Origin of the sequence: Arcobacter arenosus (assembly GCF_005771535.1) — a bacterium.
GTDB lineage: Bacteria > Campylobacterota > Campylobacteria > Campylobacterales > Arcobacteraceae > Halarcobacter > Halarcobacter arenosus.
Window position 1 is genome coordinate 107,147 of sequence record NZ_VANU01000002.1, and the last position, 22,391, is coordinate 129,537.

The 22,391-nt window shown below is 26.9% G+C and carries 22 protein-coding genes; 11 read left to right on the plus strand and 11 right to left on the minus strand.

The window, feature by feature from the left end; translation table 11 throughout:
* The first annotated feature begins 4 nt into the window (after positions 1 to 4).
* The 6 genes from gyrB to FDK22_RS04965 all read left to right on the plus strand — a co-directional run bounded on the left by gyrB (position 5) and on the right by FDK22_RS04965 (position 8,141).
* Complete coding sequence (gene gyrB, locus FDK22_RS04940) at positions 5 to 2,326, plus strand: DNA topoisomerase (ATP-hydrolyzing) subunit B (protein ID WP_138151804.1); 2,322 nt, start codon at positions 5 to 7, stop codon at positions 2,324 to 2,326.
* A 134-nt stretch (positions 2,327 to 2,460) separates the two neighbouring features.
* Complete coding sequence (locus FDK22_RS04945; RefSeq protein WP_138151805.1) at positions 2,461 to 3,042, plus strand: hypothetical protein; 582 nt, start codon at positions 2,461 to 2,463, stop codon at positions 3,040 to 3,042.
* Positions 3,043 to 3,147: 105 nt separating this feature from the next.
* Positions 3,148 to 4,887 (plus strand): ABC-F family ATP-binding cassette domain-containing protein, encoded by a 1,740-nt coding sequence (locus FDK22_RS04950; RefSeq protein ID WP_138151806.1) that lies wholly within the window; start codon positions 3,148 to 3,150, stop codon positions 4,885 to 4,887.
* 81 nt (positions 4,888 to 4,968) lie between these two features.
* Positions 4,969 to 5,832, plus strand: a complete 864-nt coding sequence (locus tag FDK22_RS04955; RefSeq protein ID WP_138151807.1) for a sulfurtransferase — start codon at positions 4,969 to 4,971, stop codon at positions 5,830 to 5,832.
* 1 nt (position 5,833) lies between these two features.
* Entirely contained in the window at positions 5,834 to 7,651 is a 1,818-nt protein-coding gene (locus tag FDK22_RS04960) for a PAS domain S-box protein (protein ID WP_171012920.1), read from the plus strand.
* 97 nt (positions 7,652 to 7,748) lie between these two features.
* Positions 7,749 to 8,141 (plus strand): DUF3010 family protein, encoded by a 393-nt coding sequence (locus FDK22_RS04965; RefSeq protein WP_138151809.1) that lies wholly within the window; start codon positions 7,749 to 7,751, stop codon positions 8,139 to 8,141.
* Between the two features lies 1 nt (position 8,142).
* Here the strand turns inward: FDK22_RS04965 and FDK22_RS04970 are convergent, their stop codons facing one another.
* The 5 genes from FDK22_RS04970 to FDK22_RS04990 form a co-directional block, all read right to left on the minus strand.
* Positions 8,143 to 8,856 (minus strand): LrgB family protein, encoded by a 714-nt coding sequence (locus FDK22_RS04970; protein WP_138151810.1) that lies wholly within the window; start codon positions 8,854 to 8,856, stop codon positions 8,143 to 8,145.
* Complete coding sequence (locus FDK22_RS04975; RefSeq protein ID WP_138151811.1) at positions 8,853 to 9,209, minus strand: CidA/LrgA family protein; 357 nt, start codon at positions 9,207 to 9,209, stop codon at positions 8,853 to 8,855. The genes FDK22_RS04970 and FDK22_RS04975 overlap by 4 nt, the downstream gene beginning before the upstream one ends.
* A gap of 5 nt (positions 9,210 to 9,214) precedes the next feature.
* Positions 9,215 to 10,066 (minus strand): NAD(P)-dependent oxidoreductase, encoded by an 852-nt coding sequence (locus FDK22_RS04980; RefSeq protein ID WP_138151812.1) that lies wholly within the window; start codon positions 10,064 to 10,066, stop codon positions 9,215 to 9,217.
* Positions 10,067 to 10,213: 147 nt separating this feature from the next.
* The gene (locus tag FDK22_RS04985; RefSeq protein WP_138151813.1) at positions 10,214 to 10,843 is read right to left on the minus strand and encodes a LysE family translocator; all 630 of its coding nucleotides are present in this window, start codon (positions 10,841 to 10,843) and stop codon (positions 10,214 to 10,216) included.
* A gap of 27 nt (positions 10,844 to 10,870) precedes the next feature.
* Positions 10,871 to 11,701 carry an AraC family transcriptional regulator gene (locus FDK22_RS04990; protein ID WP_138151814.1) on the minus strand — a complete coding sequence of 277 codons (831 nt, stop codon included), beginning with the start codon at positions 11,699 to 11,701 and terminating at the stop codon, positions 10,871 to 10,873.
* A gap of 73 nt (positions 11,702 to 11,774) precedes the next feature.
* On the opposite strand from FDK22_RS04990, the gene FDK22_RS04995 reads away from it, so the two are divergent.
* On the plus strand, positions 11,775 to 13,064 hold the full coding sequence (locus FDK22_RS04995; RefSeq protein WP_138151815.1) for an APC family permease: 1,290 nt from the start codon (positions 11,775 to 11,777) through the stop codon (positions 13,062 to 13,064).
* A 14-nt stretch (positions 13,065 to 13,078) separates the two neighbouring features.
* Here the strand turns inward: FDK22_RS04995 and FDK22_RS05000 are convergent, their stop codons facing one another.
* Both FDK22_RS05000 and FDK22_RS05005 read right to left on the minus strand, forming a co-directional pair.
* A complete protein-coding gene (locus tag FDK22_RS05000) occupies positions 13,079 to 15,325 on the minus strand; it encodes a fatty acid cis/trans isomerase (RefSeq protein ID WP_138151816.1) in 2,247 nt (748 codons plus the stop codon).
* Between the two features lie 42 nt (positions 15,326 to 15,367).
* A complete protein-coding gene (locus FDK22_RS05005; RefSeq protein ID WP_138151817.1) occupies positions 15,368 to 15,760 on the minus strand; it encodes a tautomerase family protein in 393 nt (130 codons plus the stop codon).
* Between the two features lie 178 nt (positions 15,761 to 15,938).
* On the opposite strand from FDK22_RS05005, the gene FDK22_RS05010 reads away from it, so the two are divergent.
* Positions 15,939 to 16,274 (plus strand): hypothetical protein, encoded by a 336-nt coding sequence (locus FDK22_RS05010; protein WP_138151818.1) that lies wholly within the window; start codon positions 15,939 to 15,941, stop codon positions 16,272 to 16,274.
* Here the strand turns inward: FDK22_RS05010 and FDK22_RS05015 are convergent.
* The gene (locus tag FDK22_RS05015) at positions 16,271 to 17,131 is read right to left on the minus strand and encodes a DMT family transporter (protein ID WP_138151819.1); all 861 of its coding nucleotides are present in this window, start codon (positions 17,129 to 17,131) and stop codon (positions 16,271 to 16,273) included. The genes FDK22_RS05010 and FDK22_RS05015 overlap by 4 nt on opposite strands.
* Before the next feature lie 9 nt (positions 17,132 to 17,140).
* A complete protein-coding gene (locus FDK22_RS05020; protein WP_138151820.1) occupies positions 17,141 to 18,166 on the minus strand; it encodes an NAD(P)-binding domain-containing protein in 1,026 nt (341 codons plus the stop codon).
* A gap of 176 nt (positions 18,167 to 18,342) precedes the next feature.
* Here FDK22_RS05020 and queF point away from each other — a divergent pair, with 176 nt between their 5' ends.
* The 3 genes from queF to FDK22_RS05035 all read left to right on the plus strand — a co-directional run bounded on the left by queF (position 18,343) and on the right by FDK22_RS05035 (position 20,889).
* The gene (queF, locus tag FDK22_RS05025; RefSeq protein WP_138151821.1) at positions 18,343 to 18,720 is read left to right on the plus strand and encodes a preQ(1) synthase; all 378 of its coding nucleotides are present in this window, start codon (positions 18,343 to 18,345) and stop codon (positions 18,718 to 18,720) included.
* 8 nt (positions 18,721 to 18,728) lie between these two features.
* A complete protein-coding gene (locus FDK22_RS05030; RefSeq protein WP_138151822.1) occupies positions 18,729 to 19,358 on the plus strand; it encodes a MerR family transcriptional regulator in 630 nt (209 codons plus the stop codon).
* A 178-nt stretch (positions 19,359 to 19,536) separates the two neighbouring features.
* Positions 19,537 to 20,889, plus strand: a complete 1,353-nt coding sequence (locus FDK22_RS05035) for an MATE family efflux transporter (RefSeq protein WP_138151823.1) — start codon at positions 19,537 to 19,539, stop codon at positions 20,887 to 20,889.
* Here FDK22_RS05035 and FDK22_RS05040 read toward each other — a convergent pair.
* Entirely contained in the window at positions 20,882 to 21,577 is a 696-nt protein-coding gene (locus FDK22_RS05040; RefSeq protein ID WP_138151824.1) for an HvfC/BufC family peptide modification chaperone, read from the minus strand. The two genes, FDK22_RS05035 and FDK22_RS05040, sit on opposite strands and share 8 nt — an antisense overlap.
* Positions 21,564 to 22,391: an MbnB/TglH/ChrH family RiPP precursor modification enzyme gene (locus FDK22_RS05045; RefSeq protein WP_138151825.1), complete on the minus strand. Its 828-nt coding sequence runs from the start codon at positions 22,389 to 22,391 to the stop codon at positions 21,564 to 21,566. The genes FDK22_RS05040 and FDK22_RS05045 overlap by 14 nt, the downstream gene beginning before the upstream one ends.

The following is a 22,391-nucleotide window of genomic DNA, read 5'->3' on the forward strand; positions in this document are numbered from 1 at the left end:
AAATATGAGTCAACAAGAGTACGGCGCAAATAATATTAAAGTTTTAAAAGGCTTAGAAGCTGTAAGAAAAAGACCAGGTATGTATATTGGTGATACAAATATTAATGGTCTTCACCATATGGTTTATGAAGTTGTAGATAACTCTATTGATGAGGCTATGGCTGGATATTGTAGAAACATTAAAGTTACTATGACTAAAGATCATTGGATTAGAGTTGAAGATGATGGTAGGGGTATTCCTACTGCTATGCACCCAACTGAAAATATGAGTGCTGCAACAGTTGTTTTAACAGTTCTTCATGCTGGTGGTAAATTCGACAAAGATACATATAAAGTATCAGGTGGTTTACATGGGGTTGGTGTATCTGTTGTAAATGCTTTATCTTCTGAACTTAAAATGACAATTTATAGAGAAGGTAAAATTCATTATCAAGAGTTTTCAAAAGGTATTCCAAAATCTCCTTTAGAAGTAATTGGTGATGCTCCAAGAAAAACTGGTACAACAATTGAATTTTTAGCAGATGATTCTATCTTTGAAGTTTCAACTTACGATTTTGCAACACTTGCAAAAAGATTTAGAGAAGTTGCATACTTAAATTCATTTATCTCTATTACTTTAGAAAATGAAATTACTAAAACAAAAGAAGTTTACCATTTTGAAGGTGGTATTAGACAATTTGCTGAAGATTTAAATAAAGATGTAGCTGTTTCTGATGCTGTAGCATTTTCTGAAAGAGTAGAAGATGTTGAAGTTGATATTGCTTTAATGTATAACTCAACTTATACAGAAAAAACATTATCTTTTGTTAATAATATTAGAACAATTGATGGTGGTACACATGAAGCTGGTTTTAAAGCTGGACTTACAAGAAGTATCGTTAAATATGTAAATTCAAATGCAGCTGCAAGAGAAAAAGATACAAAAATTACTGGTGATGATGTAAGAGAAGGTTTAATTGCAGTTGTTTCTGTAAAAGTTCCTGAACCACAATTTGAGGGACAAACAAAAGGTAAATTAGGTTCATCTTATGTAAAACCAATTTGTCAAAAATTAACTTCAGAAGTTTTAGATAAATATTTTGAAGAAAATCCTGTACAAGCAAAAGCTATTATGGAAAAAGCTTTAATGGCAGCTAGAGGAAGAGAAGCAGCTAAAAAAGCTAGAGATTTAACTAGAAAAAAAGATGCTATGACAGTAGGAACTTTACCTGGTAAATTAGCTGAATGTCAATCTAAAGACCCAGAAATTAGAGAATTATACCTGGTGGAAGGGGATTCTGCAGGTGGTTCAGCAAAACAAGGTAGAGATAGAGTTTATCAAGCAATTTTACCACTTAAAGGTAAGATTTTAAATGTTGAAAAATCTAGACTTGATAAAATTTTAAAATCTGATGAAATCAGAAACATGATTACAGCTATGGGTTGTGGAATTGGTGAAGATTTTGATGAAGAAAAAATCAGATATCATAAAGTAATTATTATGACCGATGCCGACGTTGATGGTAGTCACATTCAAACATTACTTTTAACTTTCTTCTTTAGATTTTTAAGACCAATTATTGAAAAAGGTTATTTATATATAGCTCAACCACCTTTATACAGATATAAAAAAGGTAAAAATGAGACTTACTTAAAAGATGATACTGCCTTATCAAACTTCTTAATTGAAAATGGAGTTGAAAACTATGAAAATAGTGTTCTTGGCGTAAATGATATGATTGACTTATTTAAAACAGTTGCTAGATATAGAGGTATGTTAAATCAATTAGAAAAAAGATATTCTTTAATTGAAGTTATTAAACATTTAGTTGAAAACTCTGATTTAGTAAAACTTGAACAAGATGATCTTTTCAAAGAAGTAAGTTCATTTATTGAAGACAAAGGTTACAATATCTTAACTACAAATAGAACTGAAGAGATGATTCAATTATTTGTTCAAACAAATGAAGGGTTAGAAGAATTAATCATTGATGATGAATTATTCGCATCTCCATATTTCTCTGAAGCAACTTATATTTATAACAAATTAATTGAAAGAGATGTTTCAATGTTTGGTGGAAGAGATTTAATCGAACTTCTTGAAGAAGTTGAAGGAGTTGCTAAAAAAGGTGCTTATATCCAAAGATATAAAGGTCTTGGTGAGATGAACCCTGAGCAATTATGGGAAACTACTATGACTCCTGAAGATAGAAGATTATTAAGAGTAACTATTGAAGATGCAGAAGTTGCATCAGATACGTTTACTTTATTTATGGGTGATGAAGTAGAGCCTAGAAGAAACTATATCGAGGAACACGCGAAAGATGTTGAACATCTAGACGTTTAGTCTAAAAGTCATCTTTTAAATAATCTCAGCGTTGGAGATGAGTTTTTACTCAGTCACCTACTTTTAGTAGGCTCCTTCGCAAAAACTAATCTTTGCCTTGACCTTAAGTAAAATATGACTTTTAGGAGTGACGAGTGCTTTATTTTTTTTATTTTATTGCTTTTTGTTTGTTTTTTCTTTTAATATTTTTTATATTAGACATAATTATTATTACAAAGGAAAAAACACCTTTATTAGGAGCAATAGGTATTATAATTTCAGCATTTATTGCATCTTTTAGTGTTAAAGCATCTATCAATAATACAAATAAAATAGAAAATATAAATAAAGAACGTAAAATTAAAAGTTTAAGATTACAACTTGCATTAATAGTAACTAAAATAAATGATAATGAAAATGATGTTTTAAGTTTAAATGAAAGAAACACGAATGATAGTATACAATTAACTTTTTATTTTTATAAAAAACTAACAAAATATTTATCAAATATTGGAGAGTTATTGTTAAAAAATAACTATTCTGAATATATTGATGATGAAGAAAACTATCTACTTTTAAGTGATATAATAGGGATTATTCATAATTTAAACTATTATTATGAAATATTAAATGATATAGAGTCTTTTGGAGATAACAACTTACATACAAATATCACAAAAAAAATAAATGAATTAAAATTAGCCTGTGAAAAGCTTCTTAAAAGTTATAAAAAATAAGATAAAGAAAAAATGATTTAAGGGTATAAATTAAATTTTATAAATATATAACCAACAATTCCCTATAATCCGAAATTCAAAACAAAACCATCCAAAGAAGATTACATGATAGAACTAATTAATATTTCAAAAAGCTACCCAACAAATGATTTGTATAGTGATTTAAACCTAAGACTAAATGCTGGTGATAAAGTAGGTCTTGTAGGTAGAAATGGTACTGGAAAGTCTACACTTTTTAAACTTATTTTAGGGGAAGAGCCACAAGATAGTGGTGATATCAATTTTCCAAAGGGTTATAAAATTGGTGCTTTAAAGCAGTATTTTAATTTTACTGAAAAAACTTTAGTAGATGAAACAGCCTTAGCTTTAAGTGAAGAGGATAAATACAATATTTATAAAGCTGAGAAGATACTATTTGGACTTGGATTTACAGAAGAGGATTTAACAAAAGACCCTAAATCATTTTCTGGTGGTTATCAAATTAGAATTAATCTTGCAAAACTATTACTAACTGAACCAAATATGTTATTACTAGATGAGCCTACAAACTACTTAGATATTCTTTCTATTAGATGGTTAAAAGCGTTTTTAAAATCTTTTCAAGGTGAAGTTATACTTATCACCCACGATAGAGAGTTTATGGATTCAGTTTGTACTCATACACTTGGAATTATTAGAAGAAGTGCTTTTATGATTCAAGGTGGAACTAGAAAATTTTATGAACAATTAATGGCAAATGAAGAACACCATGAAAAACAAAAAATTGCTCAAGAGAAAAAAATCAAAGATTTAGAAGAGTTTATTGCAAAAAATAAAGCAAGGGCAGCAACTGCTACATTAGCTCAATCAAAGGTTAAAATCTTAGAAAAAATGGAGATTTTAGAGGACTTAGATTTTGCTTCAAATTTAGATTTTGATTTCAATTACAAAGAAACAGCGGCAAAATTTTTAGTTGAAGTAAAAGACTTAAGTTTTGGATATGAAAAAGATAAAATTCTTTTTGAAAATATCACTTTTGCACTTTCAAAGGGTGAAACAGTAGGAATCATAGGTAAAAATGGTAAAGGTAAATCAACTCTTTTAAATACTATTGCAGGTGAATTACAACAATTAACAGGAACAGTTGATTTCCATCCATCTTGTACTTTTGGTCACTTTGGACAAACAAATATTTCACATCTAAATCAAGATAACACAGTTATGGATGAGATTTATAGTGTAAACAATAAACTTGGTGAGCCAGTTGTTAGAGCTATTTGTGGACTGATGATGTTTAGTGGTGATAATGCTAAGAAAAAAATCTCACTTCTATCTGGGGGTGAAAAATCTAGAGTTATGCTTGGAAAAATTATTGCACAAGATGTAAACTTATTATTTCTAGATGAGCCTACAAACCACTTAGATATTGATTCTATTGATGCACTTACAAATGCAATTAAAGCTTTCCCTGGCTCTTGTATTATTGTAACTCACTCAGAAGAATTATTAAGAGCTACATGTGATAGATTGATTGTATTTACAAACAATGGAGCAGATTATTTCAATGGAACTTATGATGAATTCTTAGAAAAAATTGGTTGGGATGAAGGTGAGGATGTTGAAGAGAAGAAAAAACCTACTAAACCAAAAAGAAACAAAAAAGAGATTAGAAAATTAAGATCAATCATCGTTGCAGAAAAATCGAAAGCTACATCTCCTATTAAAAAAGAGATTGAATCATTAGAAGCAATTATTCCAACATTAAATGGAAATGATAAGGCTAAAAAAGAATCTGAATTATTAGATTTACAAATAAAGCTTGAAGAGCTTAATGATGAATATCAAAAAAAGCTAGACGAAGTTTAATATAATTTAAAAAATTATAAATTTATTTATTTTTCCAAACTATGATATAATTTATTTTTTTATACAAAAAAAGGATATGCCATGAAATTTACTAAATTATTTTTCCTTTTATTTTTTTCAATAAATATTTTATTTGCTTCAAATAAAAATATTCCAGCAATAGTCTCTTTAGATTGGTTAAAAACAAATTTTGATGATCCAAATTTAGTGATTATTGATTTAAGAACAAGTGAAGATTATAAAGAACTTCATATAAAAAATGCAGTTAATGTTCCAGGATTAAAATCTTTATTTGATGATAAATTTTTTATGCCAAAATTGGACTTTCTAAAAGATTTATTTAGTAATGCAGGAATTGATAGCAATAGTAAAGTTGTTGCTTATGATAATGGAGATTTTATTTGGGCGGCTAGATTTTATTGGATTTTAGAGACTTTTGGACATAAAGAAGTAGGTATTTTTAAATATGGGTTTACAAAAGATACAAAGCTTGATATTCCAACTTCAAATAAAATAGTAAAACCTAATAGAAAAGAGTTTGTTCCAAGGATTGATAATAGTAAAATTGAAACAAAACTTGGAACATTGATGTCTATTGGAAATAAAACTATTATTGATGGAAGAAAAGAGTCTCATTATCAAGGAAAAGAATCAACAGCTAAGAGATTTGGACATATTCCAAGTGCCCAAAATTATGCTTGTACACAAAATTATCAAGTTACTCAAAATGGAAATGTAATGAAAGATATTTCGCAATTAAAAGAGGTATATAAAAATATTCCAAAAGATAAAGAGATTATTTTATATTGTGATGGTGGAGCTGAAGCTGCATTAAACTTTATAGTTTTAGAAGAGTTGGGATATAAAGTTTCTGTTTATGATGGCTCATGGACAGAGTGGGGAAATGATTCAGAAGTACCAATACAAAACCCATCTAAAGAATGAGATGAAATCTTTACCAACCTATAATGGTTCCATAAAAAAAAGATTAATTTTTATTATAATGTCAGTTACATTGTTAACTGCATTAATAGGTTATGGAAGTTTTGTATATTGGTATATGCAAAATCAATATGAACAAAAAATTGAACTTTCTAAAACAGTTAGTTTAATTTTGGCTCAAGATTTTGCTAAATTGATTTTATTAAATGATGTATCGGCAGCTGCTGATATTAGTGACTCTTTAAAATCTTTCTCTACTTTAGAATCTATGGTTTTATATAAATTAGATAAGAAACCAATCCTTCAATATAGTAAAGATGGCAAAAGTTTAAATCCTGAATCTTTACCAGAAATAGTATTGGATAAACTATTTTTAGATGGAAATATATTGAAACTTTATAGTGCTACAATGTATAAAAATAGTAAGTTAGGTACAGTTAAATACGAATTTCAAGTACAAACTCTCTTTGATGTTATCAAAAAAAATCTTTCTGTTGTAATAATTATTTTGTCATTGATGTTTTTAATTTCATACTTTCTTACACTCTATTTTGCTAAAAAATTCACTAATCCAATTTTAAACCTTGTTAAATTTTTAGAAAAAATTGAATTAAAAAATAGTTATAAAAAAAGAATTCAAACAAAAGAAAAAAATGAGTATGGAATTTTATATGAAGAAGTAAATCAAATGCTTCAAAGAATAGAAGACTCCCATAACGTTTTAAAAATTGCAGCAGTTACTTTTGAAACCCAAAATGGAATTACAATTACCGATAAAAATCAGAAAATTCTTTTAGTAAATAAAGCTTTTACTAAAATCACAGGGTATGAAGCTTCTGAAGTAAAAGGTCTAAGCCCTAAGATTTTACAATCTGGTTTGCATGATAAAAACTTTTATGATGAGATGAAAAAATCATTAAAAGAGAAAAATATTTGGGTAGGAGAAATTACTAATAAGCATAAGGATGGAACTATTGTTAATGAGCATTTAACAATTCAGTCTATTTTAGATAATAAAGGTGAAGTTATTTATTATGTTGCCTCATTTTTAGATATAACATTACAAAAAGAGATGGAGTTTAAACTAAAAGAAAAAGAGAGTCAACTAATTCAAAAATCTAAAATGGCAGCAATGGGAGAGATGTTAGAAAATATTGCTCACCAGTGGAGACAACCTCTTTCAGTTATTTCAGCAGCAGCTTCTGGAGTACTACTAAAAAAATCATTAGAGTTAGAAATAGATGAAAAAGAACATATTGAAAGTTTAGAGAAAATTACAAATACAGTTCAATATATGTCAAATACAATTAATGATTTTAGAGACTTTTTCAAGAATGATAAATATGTAACTTTTTTTAATTTAAAAAATAGTTATGAAAGGGTTTTAGGATTGATTGGTTCAAAATTAAAATCTATAGATATTGAATTAATTGAAAATCTAAATGATGTAAATATATCTGGAATAGAAAATGAGTTTATTCAAGTTTTAATGAATATTATTTCAAATGCAAAAGATGCTTTAAATGAATGTGAAAATAGAAAATTACTTTTTGTTGATATATTTAAAGAGTCTAGCAATGCTGTAATTATAATAAAAGATAATGCAGGTGGAATACCAAAAGAATTAATTGATAAAGTATTTGAGCCTTATTTTACTACAAAAGGGAATGAAGGTACTGGGATAGGACTTCATATGTCAAAAGATATAATTGATAATCATATGAATGGTAATTTAAGTGTAGAAAATGAAAAATATACTTTTGAAGGTACAGAGTATATAGGTGCGAAATTTATTATAAAATTACCAATTTCCAAAAAATGAGTTATTAAAAAATAAAAATCATTACATATTGCCATTAAATTAAGCCAAACAATTTTTTTATTCTATACTTTCAATATAAAGCAATAAAGGCAATAAATTGAAAATATGTGGAATAGAATTAAAATCAAATATAGCATCATTAGTTGTTATAAATGATGGTGAATATATTGATTTAAAAATAAAAAAAATCATTTTGGAAAATGATGAAAACCAAGATGATATAAGAAAATTTTGTAATGAGTTTTTACTTTTTTTAGAACAAAATTTCATAGATAAGGTTGTTATTAAAAAAAGAGCAAAAAAAGGAAATTTTGCAGGTGGACCAGTTACATTTAAAATGGAGGGTTTAATTCAATTAAACCCTTTATGTGAAGTTGAACTTATATCTGCTCAAACTATCTCTTCCTTTGAAAAAAAGAATACTATTGAGAAACCAAGTGAATTAAAAAAATACCAAGAGCAGGCTTTTTTAGCTGCTCTTGCTTCTTAATTTATTTTATAAATTGAATTACTAATGGAAGTAAAATAGCTGTAAAGACCCCACAAAGTCCCATAGCAAGTGCTGAAAAGGCAGCTGCCTTTTCTCCCATTTCAACAGCCCTTGCAGTTCCAATTCCATGGGAAATAAGACCAAGTGCAAAACCCTTTGAGGTATCATGCTTAATCTTTATAGCTTTAAATATAAGATTTCCTAAAAGTGCTCCAATGATTCCTGTTATTATTACAAACCCTACTGCAAGGGAAGGTATAGCTCCAATTTGTTCAGAAGTGATAATCGCAATTGGTGCAGTGATTGATTTAGTTGCCATTGATAAAATAGTTGCCATATTTGCATCAAGTAAATAAAGAAGTCCTAGAGCAATTATAATTGAAAAAGAGCCTGCTATGAATAAAGTTAGCACAATAGGTATAAAAAGGCTTTTTATATGCTTTAAATTGTTGTATAAAGGCAATGCTAATGCAACAGTTGCAGGTCCTAAGAAAAAATGTATTATTTCAACACCTTTAAAATACTCTTCATAAGATTTTCCACTTATTATTAAAGTACTCATAATAATTGCATAGGCTATTACTATTGGTTGAAGTAAAGTATGTTTATTAAATTTTTCATAAATGATTATTCCAACTTTATAAGCACCCAATGTTAATATAAGCCATAAAAGTGGAGTTGTTGTTATATATTCATTTAAAGCTTCAAAATTCATTTTTCATTCTTTTTTATTTTTCTTATTGTTAAAATATCAATAAATTTAGCACTAAATGCCAAAGCAATAACTGTCCCCACTAAAAGTGAAATAGTAATTGCCCAAAACTCTTTTGAGATTATATCTGCTTGTGTAATTATCCCCATAGCTGCAGGTATAAATAGAAGTGGTAAGTATCTTAGGTGTAAGAATACTGCATTATCTAGAGATTCAAAGCTAGATTTTTTTATCATCAAAAACAGAAGTAATAAAAGCATACCAATTACAGGCCCTGGAACAATAAGTCCAAATAGTTTTACAAAACACTCCCCTAGAAATTGAAATACTAGGAGAGTAATAATCCCTTTTAACATCTAATTTAGTCTTTAAATAGTTGGTAAATAGAACAAAAGTCCTCTTCACCTCTTCCATCTTTTTTCATTTTTCCAAACAATTCTTTTGGAACAGCTGCTGAATATAGAGGTTGATTTAAACTATAAGCTAAATCTTGTAAAGTATGTAAATCTTTATAAATTGCATTATTTGAAAAATGTGCAGAAAAATCCTCTTCAATTAATTTTTGAGTTTTTGCTTTTAAAACTAGTGATTGACCACCACCCACTCCAAGAATTTCAAGTAATTTTGGTTTTTCAATATCACACATCTCTCCAAGAGCTGTACACTCTGCAATAGTAGCCATAAACGAACCTAAACATAGATTATTGATAAGTTTCATTTTTGAAGCTTTACCCGGTTCTTTTAGATAGAAAATCTCTTTTCCTATTTTTTCTAAATATGGTTTACATAATTCATATGTTTCTTTTTTTCCTGAAGTTACTATTGTAACTAAACCTTGAAGTGCAGGAGCAACACTTCCAAAAATAGGTGACTCTAAATAATCTCCACCTTTTTCATCTATTTGTTGGTGAAAATCTAAAACCATCTCATAATGATTTGTTGTTAAGTCAATAATAGTTTTTCCAGTTAAATCAGCACTTAATAATCCATCTTCCATTTCAAAAATATTTTTAACTGCACTTGACTCAAATAAACACATAAATACAACATCACAATCTTCAATTAATTGTTTTGGTGAATCTTTTATTTCATAATTTAAATCTTCAACTTTAGATTTAGTTCTATTATAAATTTTCAACTCTTCACCCATATCAGTTAGTCTACTTGCTATTGCTCGACCTAAATTTCCAAGTCCTATAAATCCAATTGCCATTTTGTATCCTTTAAAATAGTCCCTATTTAAAAGGGACCTTATGATTTTATATCTTCTTTTCAACAGTGAAAGTAAATTTCACTAAAAGAAGCAAAACTCTAAAGGGCTTTAAGAATAAAGCCTAAAAATTATGTAGACAAAATTATATCAAAAAGTGTTAAAGATAATAGAAAGTGCTAAAAAAAGTAAAATGAAACCAGAGATTTTTTCTATTTTATTTGAATATTTTTCTAAAAAATTTTTACTTTTTACATTTGTTACAAGATAAACTACAAAGATATCCCATAATAATACAGCTAAAAACATCCATAAAGCAAAAAAACTTTGAACATAAAATGGTGTATGGTTTTGTATTGAAATAGAAAACATAGTGAAATAAAAAATTGAGTTTTTTGGATTTAAAATCGCCGATAAAAAACCCATAAGAAAGTATTTAATTACATCTTTTTTTTCATCTTTTTTTTCTATTTTTTTTGAAAATAGTTCCCTTTTTTTAGATTTTAATAATAAAAAACCTATATACAAAAGGTAAAAAGATCCTAATATTTTTATAGTAAGAAATAGTGTTTGATTATCTTTTATTAAAGTTATTCCAAACAAAGCTAATAAAATATAGACTAAATTTGCAAAGGCAATACCAGTTGAAGTTATAATTCCTGAAGCTCTACCATGTTTTGAAGAGTTTGTAAGAATCAAGAAAAAATCAACACCAGGACTTAAAAGTGCAACAAAGTGCGCTAAAGCTAATGATAAAAAACTAATTAAATAAATTTCCATAAGGGGATTATAGAAATTTATAAAAAATTATTCTTGTACAAAATTGACTTTGAAATTATCTTGATAAGATTTTGGAGTTGTTGCAACGATTTTTAAAAAATTTCTATGAAAATGGCTTTGGTCACTAAAACCACACTCTAAAGCAGTATCAACAATACTTTCTCCTTTTTTTAAAAGTTCTTTTGCCCTATTTATTTTTATATTTAGTAAATATGTATGGGGAGTCATATTTATATTTGATTTGAAAAGCCTAATTACATAAAAGGGATTTAATCCAAACTTTTCTGAAACTATTTCTAAAGAGATATTTTCTTTATAGTTTTTATTTAAAAAATCTAAAATTTTATCAAAAAGTGGGTCCTCAACTTTTGTTGTTGATTTATTTAAATATTTTCCAAAAAGTTTAGTAAAAAAGTTTATAAGTTCATCCTCTTTTTCATTGTAGTCAATATCACTAAAAATATTTTCACATAAAGATTTAAATTCATTATAAAGATTAATATCGTAGATAATATTTTCAGGAAAGGCTTTAAAGGTACTAATTTCATCACAAACTAAGTTTTGAATACCACAACACCATTTTTCATCTAAATAAAGCATATAATACAGATTTGGAGTTTCTTTTATTGGATTACATGAGTGTACTTCATTTGGATTTACAACTGCAATCATCCCCACATCAAAATTATATTTTTTATCTTTGTTTGTATAGATTGATTTATCTTCTAAATTTATCCCTATAGAAAATGTATCGTGAATATGCTCTTTATAGTGTTTTGTATTATTAGAGTATCTGAGTTCCAAAAATGGCAGTTTTTCATGGGTAAATATTTTTGTAAATGTATTATTAGATTTCATTTATAGATTATAAACCATCAATATAAAAAAATAGATTATGTTAAAATGTTGAAATTTATTTTTAGGTATTTATATGAAAGATAAAAAGATAGGACTTTTTGGTGCTGTTTCAATTGGTGTTGGTGGAATGGTTGGAGGTGGTATCTTTGCTGTTTTAGGTGAAGCTGTTTCTTTTGCAAAAGGAGCTACTGTAATAGCCTTTTTACTAGCAGGAATTGTTGCTTTATTAACTTCTTATTCTTATGCAAAATTTTCTGTAAAATTCCCAAGTAGAGGTGGAACAGTGGTTTTTGTAGATAATGCTTTCGGTCATAATCTATTATCTGGAAGTTTAAATTTAGTTTTATGGATTAGTTATTTAGTAACAATCTCTTTATACTCTATATCATTTGCTTCCTATGCCCAAACTTTTTTCCCAACTTTAAAGGGTTTTTATTTAGAACATATTCTAATCTCCCTTGCTATTTTAGTACCCTCTTTTATAAATGTGGTAAGTGCAACTTTTGTAAGTCGTTCAGAGCTAGTTGTAGTTATAATAAAAGTTGTTTTGTTACTTTTAATTATCTTTACAAGCTTTACTTACGTAGATAGTTCAAGAGTTGCCATAGAAAATTTTTCTGACCCTTTTTCTATTTTTGTAGCAGGAATGATTATATTTGTTGCCTATGAAGGTTTTGAGTTAATTGCAAACTCCTCTGAAGAGATTGAAAATCCAGAGAAAAATCTTCCAAGAGCTTTTTATATATCAGTTGTTTTGGTGATTGTTTTATATCTTTTAATTGCATATATAACAGTTGGAACAGTAGATGAAAAACAACTACTTGAAGCAAAGGATTATGCCTTGGCTGTTGCAGCTAAACCTGCTTTAGGAGATATTGGTTTTGTCCTTGTAACAATTGCTGCTTTATTAGCAACTTTTTCAGCTATAAATGCAACGGTTTATGGAAATGCAAGATTAGGTTTTACCCTAGCAAGGGATGGTGAGTTACCAAAAAAACTAAACGAACAAAGAAATAATATTCCTTTTGCAGGGGTTGTTTCAACTGCACTTATTAGTTTGGTTATGGCAAATAGTATTGATATAACCAAAATAGCGATAATTGCAAGTGCAAGTTTTTTATTAATTTTTACAATAATAAATATAAGTGCTTTAAAAATGTATAAAGAATTAGATGCAAATAAATATCTTCTTATTTTATCAAGTTTGGTTAGTTTTACGGCACTTTTAACTCTTTTATATAATACCTATGAAAAAAATTTAAATGCATTGATTATATTTTGTTCTTTTCTTTTATTCTCTATCGTATTTGAGTTTTTTTATGGGAAAATTGCAAGAGATGATAAGTTTTTAGAATCCAATTAGTAGAATAATTTCTACTAATTGAAACTTTTGTGATAATATCTATTTAAATCAAAAAGCCCTGCTCTACTAGGATTTATCTCATAAAATTTATTTTGAAACCAGTCAAATGTTTCCCAAAAGTTTTTATCACTTCTTCTAATAAAAAAATTTTTTAGATTTTCTTCATTTTCATTATAATTTAGTAGGATATTAAAAAAATTACTTATTTCACCCTCTTCTACTACAACAAAATAATTTGGATAAGAACCAACAAAACCTTCAATTATGTTAATATTATCTTTATTTGTATCTAATCTTTCATCCTCTTCAAACATAAAAGCAACATTATCATGCCATCTATTTATTACAACTGTATAAATCAAATCTTGAGTTTTTAGTTTAAACCTTATATAAAAAAGATTAAAATTTGTACTTGAAAACTCTTTGTATTTTTTTAAATTATCAACTAAAGTAAGTTTTTTTAGGGCTTGCTCAATATCTTTTTTATTTGAGTATCTATTTAAAATAGGTGTTTCAAGATATTTCTCTTCAATAAAATTGATTTTATCTTTTTTGGTATTTGTATAAGCAAGAATTTTTTCAATAAATTCTTCTTTATGATTTTTTGTTTCATAGTTTATTGATGTTTCATTTGATGATGGTGTATATGTTACAAAATATTTTGCAAGAAAACCTTGATACCAACTATTAAAAACCTCTTGTCTTGAGCTTTTAGGAAGATACTCTAAAAAGTTACTTTCTCCTTCAATTCGAAGTCTATCCATATATTTTCTAACTAATACTTTATGTTGAGTATTTCCAAAAACATCAAAACCTGCAACAAGTGAATAATACAATCTTTCAAGTAGTGGATAATCAATTATCCACATTGTCCTTGGCATATTTCCTAGTGCACCTTTGTGAACAGAAGCTGAGTCAAAATGTCTATATATCGTTAAAATGGCATCATTATCCTCTTTATTTACTTTATTACCTTTCCAAATTGATTCAAGATTTAAACTTTTGTTTTTATATATTTTGTTTTTATTTTCATAATATTCAATTGTTTCATTATCATATTTTATAAAATTAAAACTCTTAACTAAAGGCGTATCTGCACCATATTTATTTGGCAAAGAAAGATTTGAGGCGTTTTCTTTTAAAAATTTTTTATTTAAGATTGTTTCATCATATTTTGGGTCTTTAAAGGCAATCCAAAAATGATCATTTATCACATTTAATGCAATTTGTCCTTTACAAACTGGTCCCCTGATAAAGGTCATTATAAAGTAATGGATATCATCAAGCAAAAATTGGTATCTTGATTCTGAAGGTATTTGACTAAACGCAATTAAAGCATTTGAAGCTATTTTTGGTTCATAACTAATATTTTGTGTTGGGAACCATTTTTTATCTATAAATAACTCTTTATATCTTGTTATTTTTTTATCATCAATTTCATAGACCATATGGGTTTTATGAACAATTGTAGAACTTATTTTTCTAAAGGTGTAATAAAATTTTTTCTTAGGGTCATCATATGGAAGTCTTGTTCTTACAGGATTTTTTCCCTCTTTATCGTAGCTTCTTTGAATTTGATAAAAATCATTTGAAGAGTTAAATTTTATATGGGCTAAAAAAAGATGTTCATAAATATATCTTGCAGTGATTTTATGTTTCATATCCTTTTTATTTAAAAATTCTTCAAGTACTTTTAGTTCTTTTGGTTGTTCTATATCTTTTTTTCTATCATCAATAGAACCATTTTTTAACCATTTAGTTATTATTTTATGCTCATTTTTTGATAAAGCTGGAAACCCATAAGGCATCCCATGATATGGTTTTTCTTCAAGATATTTTTCTAATTCATCTAAATCTTTTGGGCATGTTAAATCATCTAATTCGGGTGCATAATCCCCTTTGCTAATAGGAAATTTTTGTTTTTGTTCTAAAAAAAGACCCATAATACTTGTGTTGTTTTCATCAAGTGGTTTAGTAATAGAATAAAACCCTTTATCTCTCCATTCTTTTTCATCTAATGCATCAACAAATAATCTTGTTGGTTCAATTGGTTTTATCCTATTTTCATATATTGCAGTTTTTGTTCCACCTCTTGTAATCCCCTCAAATGAACTAAATTTTGTCTGGCAAGGTGAGTTATAACAAGAGTGGCAAACAACGCATCTATTATCTAAAATAGGTTTTACATCATTTTCAAATGATATTGGTTTGGCATATAAAAATAAACTAAATAGAAAAAATACAAATATTTTATAAATCATTAAAAGTCCTTCAAAATAATATTTCATTATATCATAGAAATATTATGCTAAAGGGTCTTCTCCTGTAGCCCATTTATCAAGGTATTTTTCTATTAAATGAAAATCTTCCCCGCTGTGTTGGGTAAAGGTAATATATTGATTTCTATTTTCAACTTCAAATAGTTCATTAACAATAGACATATATCTTAAAGCTAATTCTCTTCTTTGTTGAATTGTTCTGCCTTCTCTAATATCTAAATTCATTAAACAAATATCATCATTTGGATTTGCTCGTCCAATTGTTAAATTATATTTGTTATATTCTCTAATAGAAATTGCTATATGATCGGTTCCTGTATCCATGATTTCAGAAAAAGTTTTTCTTATTTCTTTAACAAAATTCTCTTTTGTTTCTTGTGATATTTTTTTATTTATCTCAAATTGTAAGTGGGGCATAAAAACTCCTTTTTTAAATCATCTTATATTTATTCTAAAAATTATTTGAATAATTGATTTAAATCAATTATTTTTGCTAAATTTAAGAATATACTATATAATGTCTCATTTTTTGATGAATATTAATTCATCACGGTATATAATTTGCATATCAATTAATAAAATTTTAGGATAAAGAATGAATTTAGAAATGAACCAAGAAAGTCAATTATTAGAAAGAGCAAAAACAAGTACTTGTCCAGTTGAACTTGAGAAATTACATAATTCAAGTAGTATGAATATAAGAAGAGCAGTAGCAAGAAATATTAATATCACCACAGAAACTGCTAATAAATTAGTTAAAGATCCAGTTTTAAATGTAAGTTTTATGGCTTCTAAAAATCCAAAATCTAGTGAAAAAAAAGATTTTGATGAAAATAGTTTAAATTATTGTGTTTTATGTGAAGAGGATGAAAGGTATATGAATTGTTCTCAATGTTATGAAGCAAATAATTGGAGTTTATTAAATAGTTAATTTTTTTCTTTTAAACTTATAAAAATACCACCTAAAACTAAAATAGTTGAAACTAATAAACTTATGGTTAATTTTTCATCTAAAAAAATTATACTTATAAATATAGATATTACAGGTACAAGAAGTTGAAGTACACTTGCTGTTACTATTTTTAAATCTTTTAAAACAAAATACCAAATTGAATAACCTAAACCTGAAGCAATAGCTCCTGATAAAAACGCCCAGAATAAACCGCTTGAAGTGATGTTTAAATCATCAATAAAAAGAAAAACAAATAAAATAGTGATAATAAAAGCTTTAAAAAAATTGTTTGAAGTATCTTTTATGGCATTTGTACTGTTTCTTCCTAATAAGGTATAAAAAGCCCAAGCAAATCCAGCTATTACCATTAATATAAAATGGAAAATAGAGATTGAAAAATCTTTACTTGGATAGAGTAAAAAAAACAATCCACATAATGCTAAAGATATACCTATTAATTTTTTTAATCCAAATTTTTCTTTTTTTATAAAAGCAAAAAGTATCATTGTTATTTGAACTACTGCAAATAATATTAATGCCCCAAGACCTGCATCCAAACTAATATAAGAAAATGAAAAACAAATTGCATATAAAAAAAGAAAAAATCCATTTAGCCAATTGCTTTTTAAATCTAAGGTGTTTTTTTTATTTATAAAAAGAGATATTAAAAATAGTGTGATAACTCCAAAAAATAGTCTAAAAAAACTAAAAGAATATGGATCAATAGAATTATTTTGTAAGGCTGCTTTACAAAATATTGAATTTAATGAGAAAAAAAGTATGGTTAATGTGCCAAGTAAAAAAAGATTTTGATTAACTAATTTTTTTACTAACACAATATTAACTTAGTGTTTAAACTCTGGATTGTTTTTGAAATACTCTTCCACCTTGTCCGTATAGGCATAAATTTTTCCAGTCCTTTTTAAATAAGAGTTTACAATATGGTAACCATGATTAAGAGCTGTTACAATTGAACCACCGGTATTAAATGCAATATCTCCTGCAACATACATACCTTTTACATTTGTTCTGTAGTGCTCATCATATATTGGTTTCCCTTTATCATCAGTTTGGATACCAACTTTTTTTAGAAAATCAACAGGCGATGTTCCACCTATTGCATAAATAATTCTATCATATATTGTGTAGTAACCATCATCAAAATTCACTTTTACCTTTCCATGTTCATTCTCTAAGGATATTATATCTGTACCTAGTCTTAGTCTTAGTTTCTCTTGCCCATTGTATTGATACAAAATATCTTCATTTTCAGGATTAAGTCTTGTGAATTCATCTTTTCTATAAACTAAAGTTATTATGTTGTTTTCATCAGCTAACTCGTAGGCATATTCTGCCGCACTATTTCCTCCTCCAACAACTAGTATCTTTTCCCCTTCACTACATTTATCTAAGTTAAAATTTACAAACTCTTTTATTGAAGGTGGTATTCTATAACTTGGTTTATTTGGTTTTCCCATTTTTCCAATTGTTATTACTACAGCTTTTGCTTTAAAACCTTGAGTGGCAGTTGAGATTTGAAAAATTCCATTTTCATCTTTTTGTATATTTTCTACTTCTGTGTTAAATGCAGTATCAATTTTTTCATAATCTAAAAGTTGGTCAAAAAAGTCTAATGTTGTTTCTTTTGTTCCATCCATAAAAGGAATATTTCCTTCAATTTCTACTGTTTGACCCTTCCAATCTTTATCAACTCGTTTATTATCTTTATAAAATTTTCTAATAGTACTTGAGTGATTATCTGCCTTATCAATTAGTAGTATTCTCTCTACTCCATGTACCGCTGCTTCTACGGCAGTACCTATGCCACCAGGGCCTCCGCCAATTATGGCAATATCATAAGTTGTATTCATTAGTCTTTCCCCAAAGTATGAATTTTGTAAGCTATTATACTATAAACTATTCTTATAAAAAGGTTTTAAAAATTTATTAAGATATTTATCTAAATTATGTAAGTAAAATTATGATAAAATGGCACTTTTAACAAAAAATATATCTAATATAAAAATATTAAAAGGATAAGAATATAATGAAATATGGTGAAAAAGAGATTGTAGAATTTGACATCAATAATGAAGAAAATTTCTGGCCAAATAAAAATGAAAAAAACTATGTAATAAAAATTGAATTGCCAGAGTTTATGGCAAAATGTCCAAGAAGTGGATATCCAGATTTTGCAACAATTTATTTAGAATATACGCCAGATAAATTAGTTATAGAATTAAAAGCATTAAAAATTTATATTAACTCTTTCATGTTTAGAGAAGTTTCTCATGAAAATAGTGCAAATGAAATTTTTGATACACTTTATGAAAAATTACAACCAAGATGGATGAAAGTTGTTGCAGACTTTAAACCTCGTGGAAATGTACACACTGTTATTGAAATAGACAGCGATAAAATGTAAGGTATACTTTGGAGAGATTAGTTACAACAGCTCAAGCTGCTGAAATATTAGGTATTTCTCTCCAAGGGGTACATTATAGAATTAAAAAAAACCAATTAAAATCTATCAAAAAGTCTGGTAAGACTTATGTTTATATAAACGATACTCAAAAAATCTCTCCAACTGCTACAAACTCTGAAGAAGAACCAAAAGTTGAAATGATTACTTTTAAAGAGACTATAAAAGAAGTAGTTAAAGCAAAAGATGAACAGATATTATTATTAAAAAAGTCTATTAAATGGATGAGAAAGCAACATGGATCAGAGATTTTAAGGTTAGAGAATAATCAAAAAAGAATTATAGGTGTTTTTAATAGAGAGATTGAACTTTTACAAAGTGCTTTTAATGAGATGCGTTCAATATATAAACCCCAACTTATAAGTCAGCAAGAAAATAAAGAGAAACCCCAAGAAAAAACAAAAGAAAAATTTATCTCTATTGTTGATTTTACTTTATATTTAAAAAGACACAATAAAAGTGAAAGAGAAATAAAACTTATAATAATGAAAGCTATTGAACGAAAAGATTCAAGATTTATTTTTAATAAAAAAGATAGAAAACTTTTAATTTTAAATGAGGATTTTTCTGATTTAATTTAGTAAATGCCACGTTTATATCACTTTAATCTTTTATACTACGTTTATAAAGTAAATATTTATCTTAAGATTGAATGATATCTTTCCTTTTCATGCACTCTCCCTATTTTTTCATTTTCTTTTTGATAAATATTTAACTTTATTTGGTTATCATTCAAAAAATTCAAGGCAGTGATGACATATGAAAACTAAATCAAAGCACCTTTTAACAGATGATATCCCATCACTTTTAAAACAAATAGCAATCCCTGCAAGTACAGGTATGTTTTTTAATACAATGTATAATGTAGTTGATACCTTTTATGCAGGACTTATTTCAACTCAAGCAATTTCTGCCTTATCTTTATCTTTTATGATATTTTTTACTATTATTGGACTTGGATATGGATTTTCTTCAGCAATTACTGCTTTAATAGGTAATGCATCTGGAAAAAGCAAAAAATTTCTTGCTTCATTATATGCCCATAAAGGGATATTTTTTATGCAAATTTTAGCAGTAGCCTTAACTATTATTGGTTTTATAATATCCCCTACTTTGTTTAAAATATTAGGGGCAAGCGGTGAGTATTTAGAAACCTCATTAAGTTATATAAATGTAATACTTACAGGGACAATTTTTTTTATGACAAATTTTGCATTAAATGCAATTTTAGTCTCAAGGGGAGATACAAAATCTTATAGAAATACTTTGATTTTTGGTTTTTTTGCAAATTTAATTTTAAATCCACTTTTTATATATGGATTTTGGTTTATTCCTGCAATGGGAATTTCAGGAATAGCCTTTGCTACAGTGTTAATTCAAGTTTTAAATAATATTTATATGTTAAAAAAAGTATTAGAGACAAAACTTATTCATTTTGAGAATTTAAAATATTTTTATCCCCATTTAAAAATCTATAAAGATTTTATAATTCAAGGTATCCCCTCTTCTATGAATATGCTTATTATGGCGATTGGTTCTATTATCTTGATGTATTTTGTTACACTTTATGGGGTAAAAGCAGTTGCTGGATATGGAATAGGATTTAGAGTTGAACAGCTTATGCTTTTACCTGCCCTTGGACTTAGTTCAGCTGTTCTATCTATTATCTCAAACAACTTTGGAGCAAAAAAATATGATAGGGTTCAAGAGACTTTAAATACAGCACTAAAATATGGCTTTTATATCTCTACTTTTGGGATTATATTTTTATATATATTTGGGAAATTGATAATCTCACAATTTGATTCAGATTTAGAAGTTATTAGATATGGGCTTGATTATCTACTTGTTGAAGTATGGATATTTTATGCTTATGTGATTTTATTTATTTGTGTTTCAACTTTACAAGCTATAAAAAAACCTAAAATGATTTTATATATAGCTTTATATAGGCAGATTATTGCAAAATATTTAGTTGCTTATATTCTTGTAGTTTGGTTAGCACTTGACTATTTTTATTTATGGTTTGGTATTTTAGTTATGATTTATAGTGCAGCTATATTTGCTTACTTTTATACCCAAAATCTGTTAAAAAATGTAGGAGTTAAATAAAAACTTTATTTATATACAACTCTTCTAAAGCAGGGGCTAAAATCTTTTTAGCCTCTTTATAATCTATATCATTTTCTTTACAAAGTTGTTTTAAAATTTTTCCAATGCTTTGTTTCTTATCAATTCTTTTAAACAATTCAAAAATCAATTGATTAATCTCTCTATATATTACATCATCAGCTTCAAAATCATAATAAATTACTAAGAAATTATCTCTTTTTTCTTGAATTTTTTTATTGATAATATCGTATTTAAAAGCTTTAAACTTAGCACTTTTAGATACTTTATATCTATTTTCATAAGAAAATTTACCCTTTTTATATGTTTTGTATTCTTTCATAAAAAGTTCAATCTCTATCCAATCATAATACATAAGTTCATACAAATATTTTCTATTTTCAAAAGCTTTTGTTTTTTTTACAAACTTTTTAAAATCTTTTGGAATTTTCCAAATAAAAGGGGTTGAAGGGGTGTTTTTCATAAATTTGTTTATTAATTTATCCAAAGTAATTTGATTAATATTTTTTATTAAAAGGGGGTAAGAGTTTCTTATAACCTCTTCATATCTTGTGAAAACAAGTTTTTGATAAACTTCTATATTTGTTGTTTCATATCCTTTTTCTTGTTTTAATAAAATGTTAAAAAATCTATTTTGAATATCTTTTTCTAAACTATTATTTTTGGGCATCTCTAACTCTTTTTACAATCTCTTTCATTTGATTATATTCTAATTCTAATTCACTTAGTGGGGGAATATTATTATCCCTTTCAATCATAACAGGGGCATCAACTTGTTTAAGTGTATATTCTAATAACTTCCAAACTCCAGAGCATATTGGCATTCCATGGGAATCAATTTTTAATTTTGAGTCTTCATCATTATAATGTCCAGCCATATGCATATAGGCAATTTTGCTTTTATCTATCTCATCTATAAATTTTCTAGCTTTAAAACCATGATTAACAGAGTTAACAAATACATTGTTTACGTCTAAAAGCATTTTTGCACCAGATTTTTCAAATACTTCATTAATAAAATCAACTTCCCTCATTTCGGCATAAGGGGCATAATAATAAGTTGCATTTTCAAGTATCAAATTTCTTTGAATAATATTCTCAACCTCTTTTATCTTATCGCTTATAAAATTAACCATGTTTTTTGTCATTGGAACAGGAAGTAATTCATAGGATTGTTTCCCCTCAAGTGAGGAAAAAGATAGATGTTCAGAATAGTATTCTATATTATATCTGTCTAAAAAAGTTTTGATCTGTTTGACAAACTTTTTATTTAGCTTGTCAACAGAACCAATAGATAATGATAATCCGTGGGCTACAGTAGGTCTAGAATTAACTGCTTGTTCAAATGCTTTTTCATAAAGTTTTGGCATATGCATCCAGTTTTCAGGAGTTACCTCCCACCAATCTGGTTGAAATTTACTTTTTTTTATATCAAGTAAAAAATCACTTCTTAAACCTAAACCACAACCTCTAAGATTAATCAT

Bases quoted from the DNA above. Each gene is read 5' to 3' on its own strand.
- gyrB (WP_138151804.1), top strand. From the start codon at position 5: ATGAGTCAACAAGAGTACGGCGCAAATAATATTAAAGTTTTAAAAGGC.
- FDK22_RS04950 (WP_138151806.1), top strand. From the start codon at position 3,148: ATGATAGAACTAATTAATATTTCAAAAAGCTACCCAACAAATGATTTG.
- FDK22_RS04955 (WP_138151807.1), top strand. From the start codon at position 4,969: ATGAAATTTACTAAATTATTTTTCCTTTTATTTTTTTCAATAAATATT.
- FDK22_RS04960 (WP_171012920.1), top strand. From the start codon at position 5,834: ATGAAATCTTTACCAACCTATAATGGTTCCATAAAAAAAAGATTAATT.
- FDK22_RS04970 (WP_138151810.1), bottom strand. From the start codon at position 8,856: ATGAATTTTGAAGCTTTAAATGAATATATAACAACAACTCCACTTTTA.
- FDK22_RS04975 (WP_138151811.1), bottom strand. From the start codon at position 9,209: ATGTTAAAAGGGATTATTACTCTCCTAGTATTTCAATTTCTAGGGGAG.
- FDK22_RS04980 (WP_138151812.1), bottom strand. From the start codon at position 10,066: ATGGCAATTGGATTTATAGGACTTGGAAATTTAGGTCGAGCAATAGCA.
- FDK22_RS04985 (WP_138151813.1), bottom strand. From the start codon at position 10,843: ATGGAAATTTATTTAATTAGTTTTTTATCATTAGCTTTAGCGCACTTT.
- FDK22_RS04990 (WP_138151814.1), bottom strand. From the start codon at position 11,701: ATGAAATCTAATAATACATTTACAAAAATATTTACCCATGAAAAACTG.
- FDK22_RS04995 (WP_138151815.1), top strand. From the start codon at position 11,775: ATGAAAGATAAAAAGATAGGACTTTTTGGTGCTGTTTCAATTGGTGTT.
- FDK22_RS05000 (WP_138151816.1), bottom strand. From the start codon at position 15,325: ATGATTTATAAAATATTTGTATTTTTTCTATTTAGTTTATTTTTATAT.
- FDK22_RS05005 (WP_138151817.1), bottom strand. From the start codon at position 15,760: ATGCCCCACTTACAATTTGAGATAAATAAAAAAATATCACAAGAAACA.
- FDK22_RS05010 (WP_138151818.1), top strand. From the start codon at position 15,939: ATGAATTTAGAAATGAACCAAGAAAGTCAATTATTAGAAAGAGCAAAA.
- FDK22_RS05020 (WP_138151820.1), bottom strand. From the start codon at position 18,166: ATGAATACAACTTATGATATTGCCATAATTGGCGGAGGCCCTGGTGGC.
- queF (WP_138151821.1), top strand. From the start codon at position 18,343: ATGAAATATGGTGAAAAAGAGATTGTAGAATTTGACATCAATAATGAA.
- FDK22_RS05035 (WP_138151823.1), top strand. From the start codon at position 19,537: ATGAAAACTAAATCAAAGCACCTTTTAACAGATGATATCCCATCACTT.
- FDK22_RS05040 (WP_138151824.1), bottom strand. From the start codon at position 21,577: ATGCCCAAAAATAATAGTTTAGAAAAAGATATTCAAAATAGATTTTTT.
- FDK22_RS05045 (WP_138151825.1), bottom strand. From the start codon at position 22,391: ATGATTAATCTTAGAGGTTGTGGTTTAGGTTTAAGAAGTGATTTTTTA.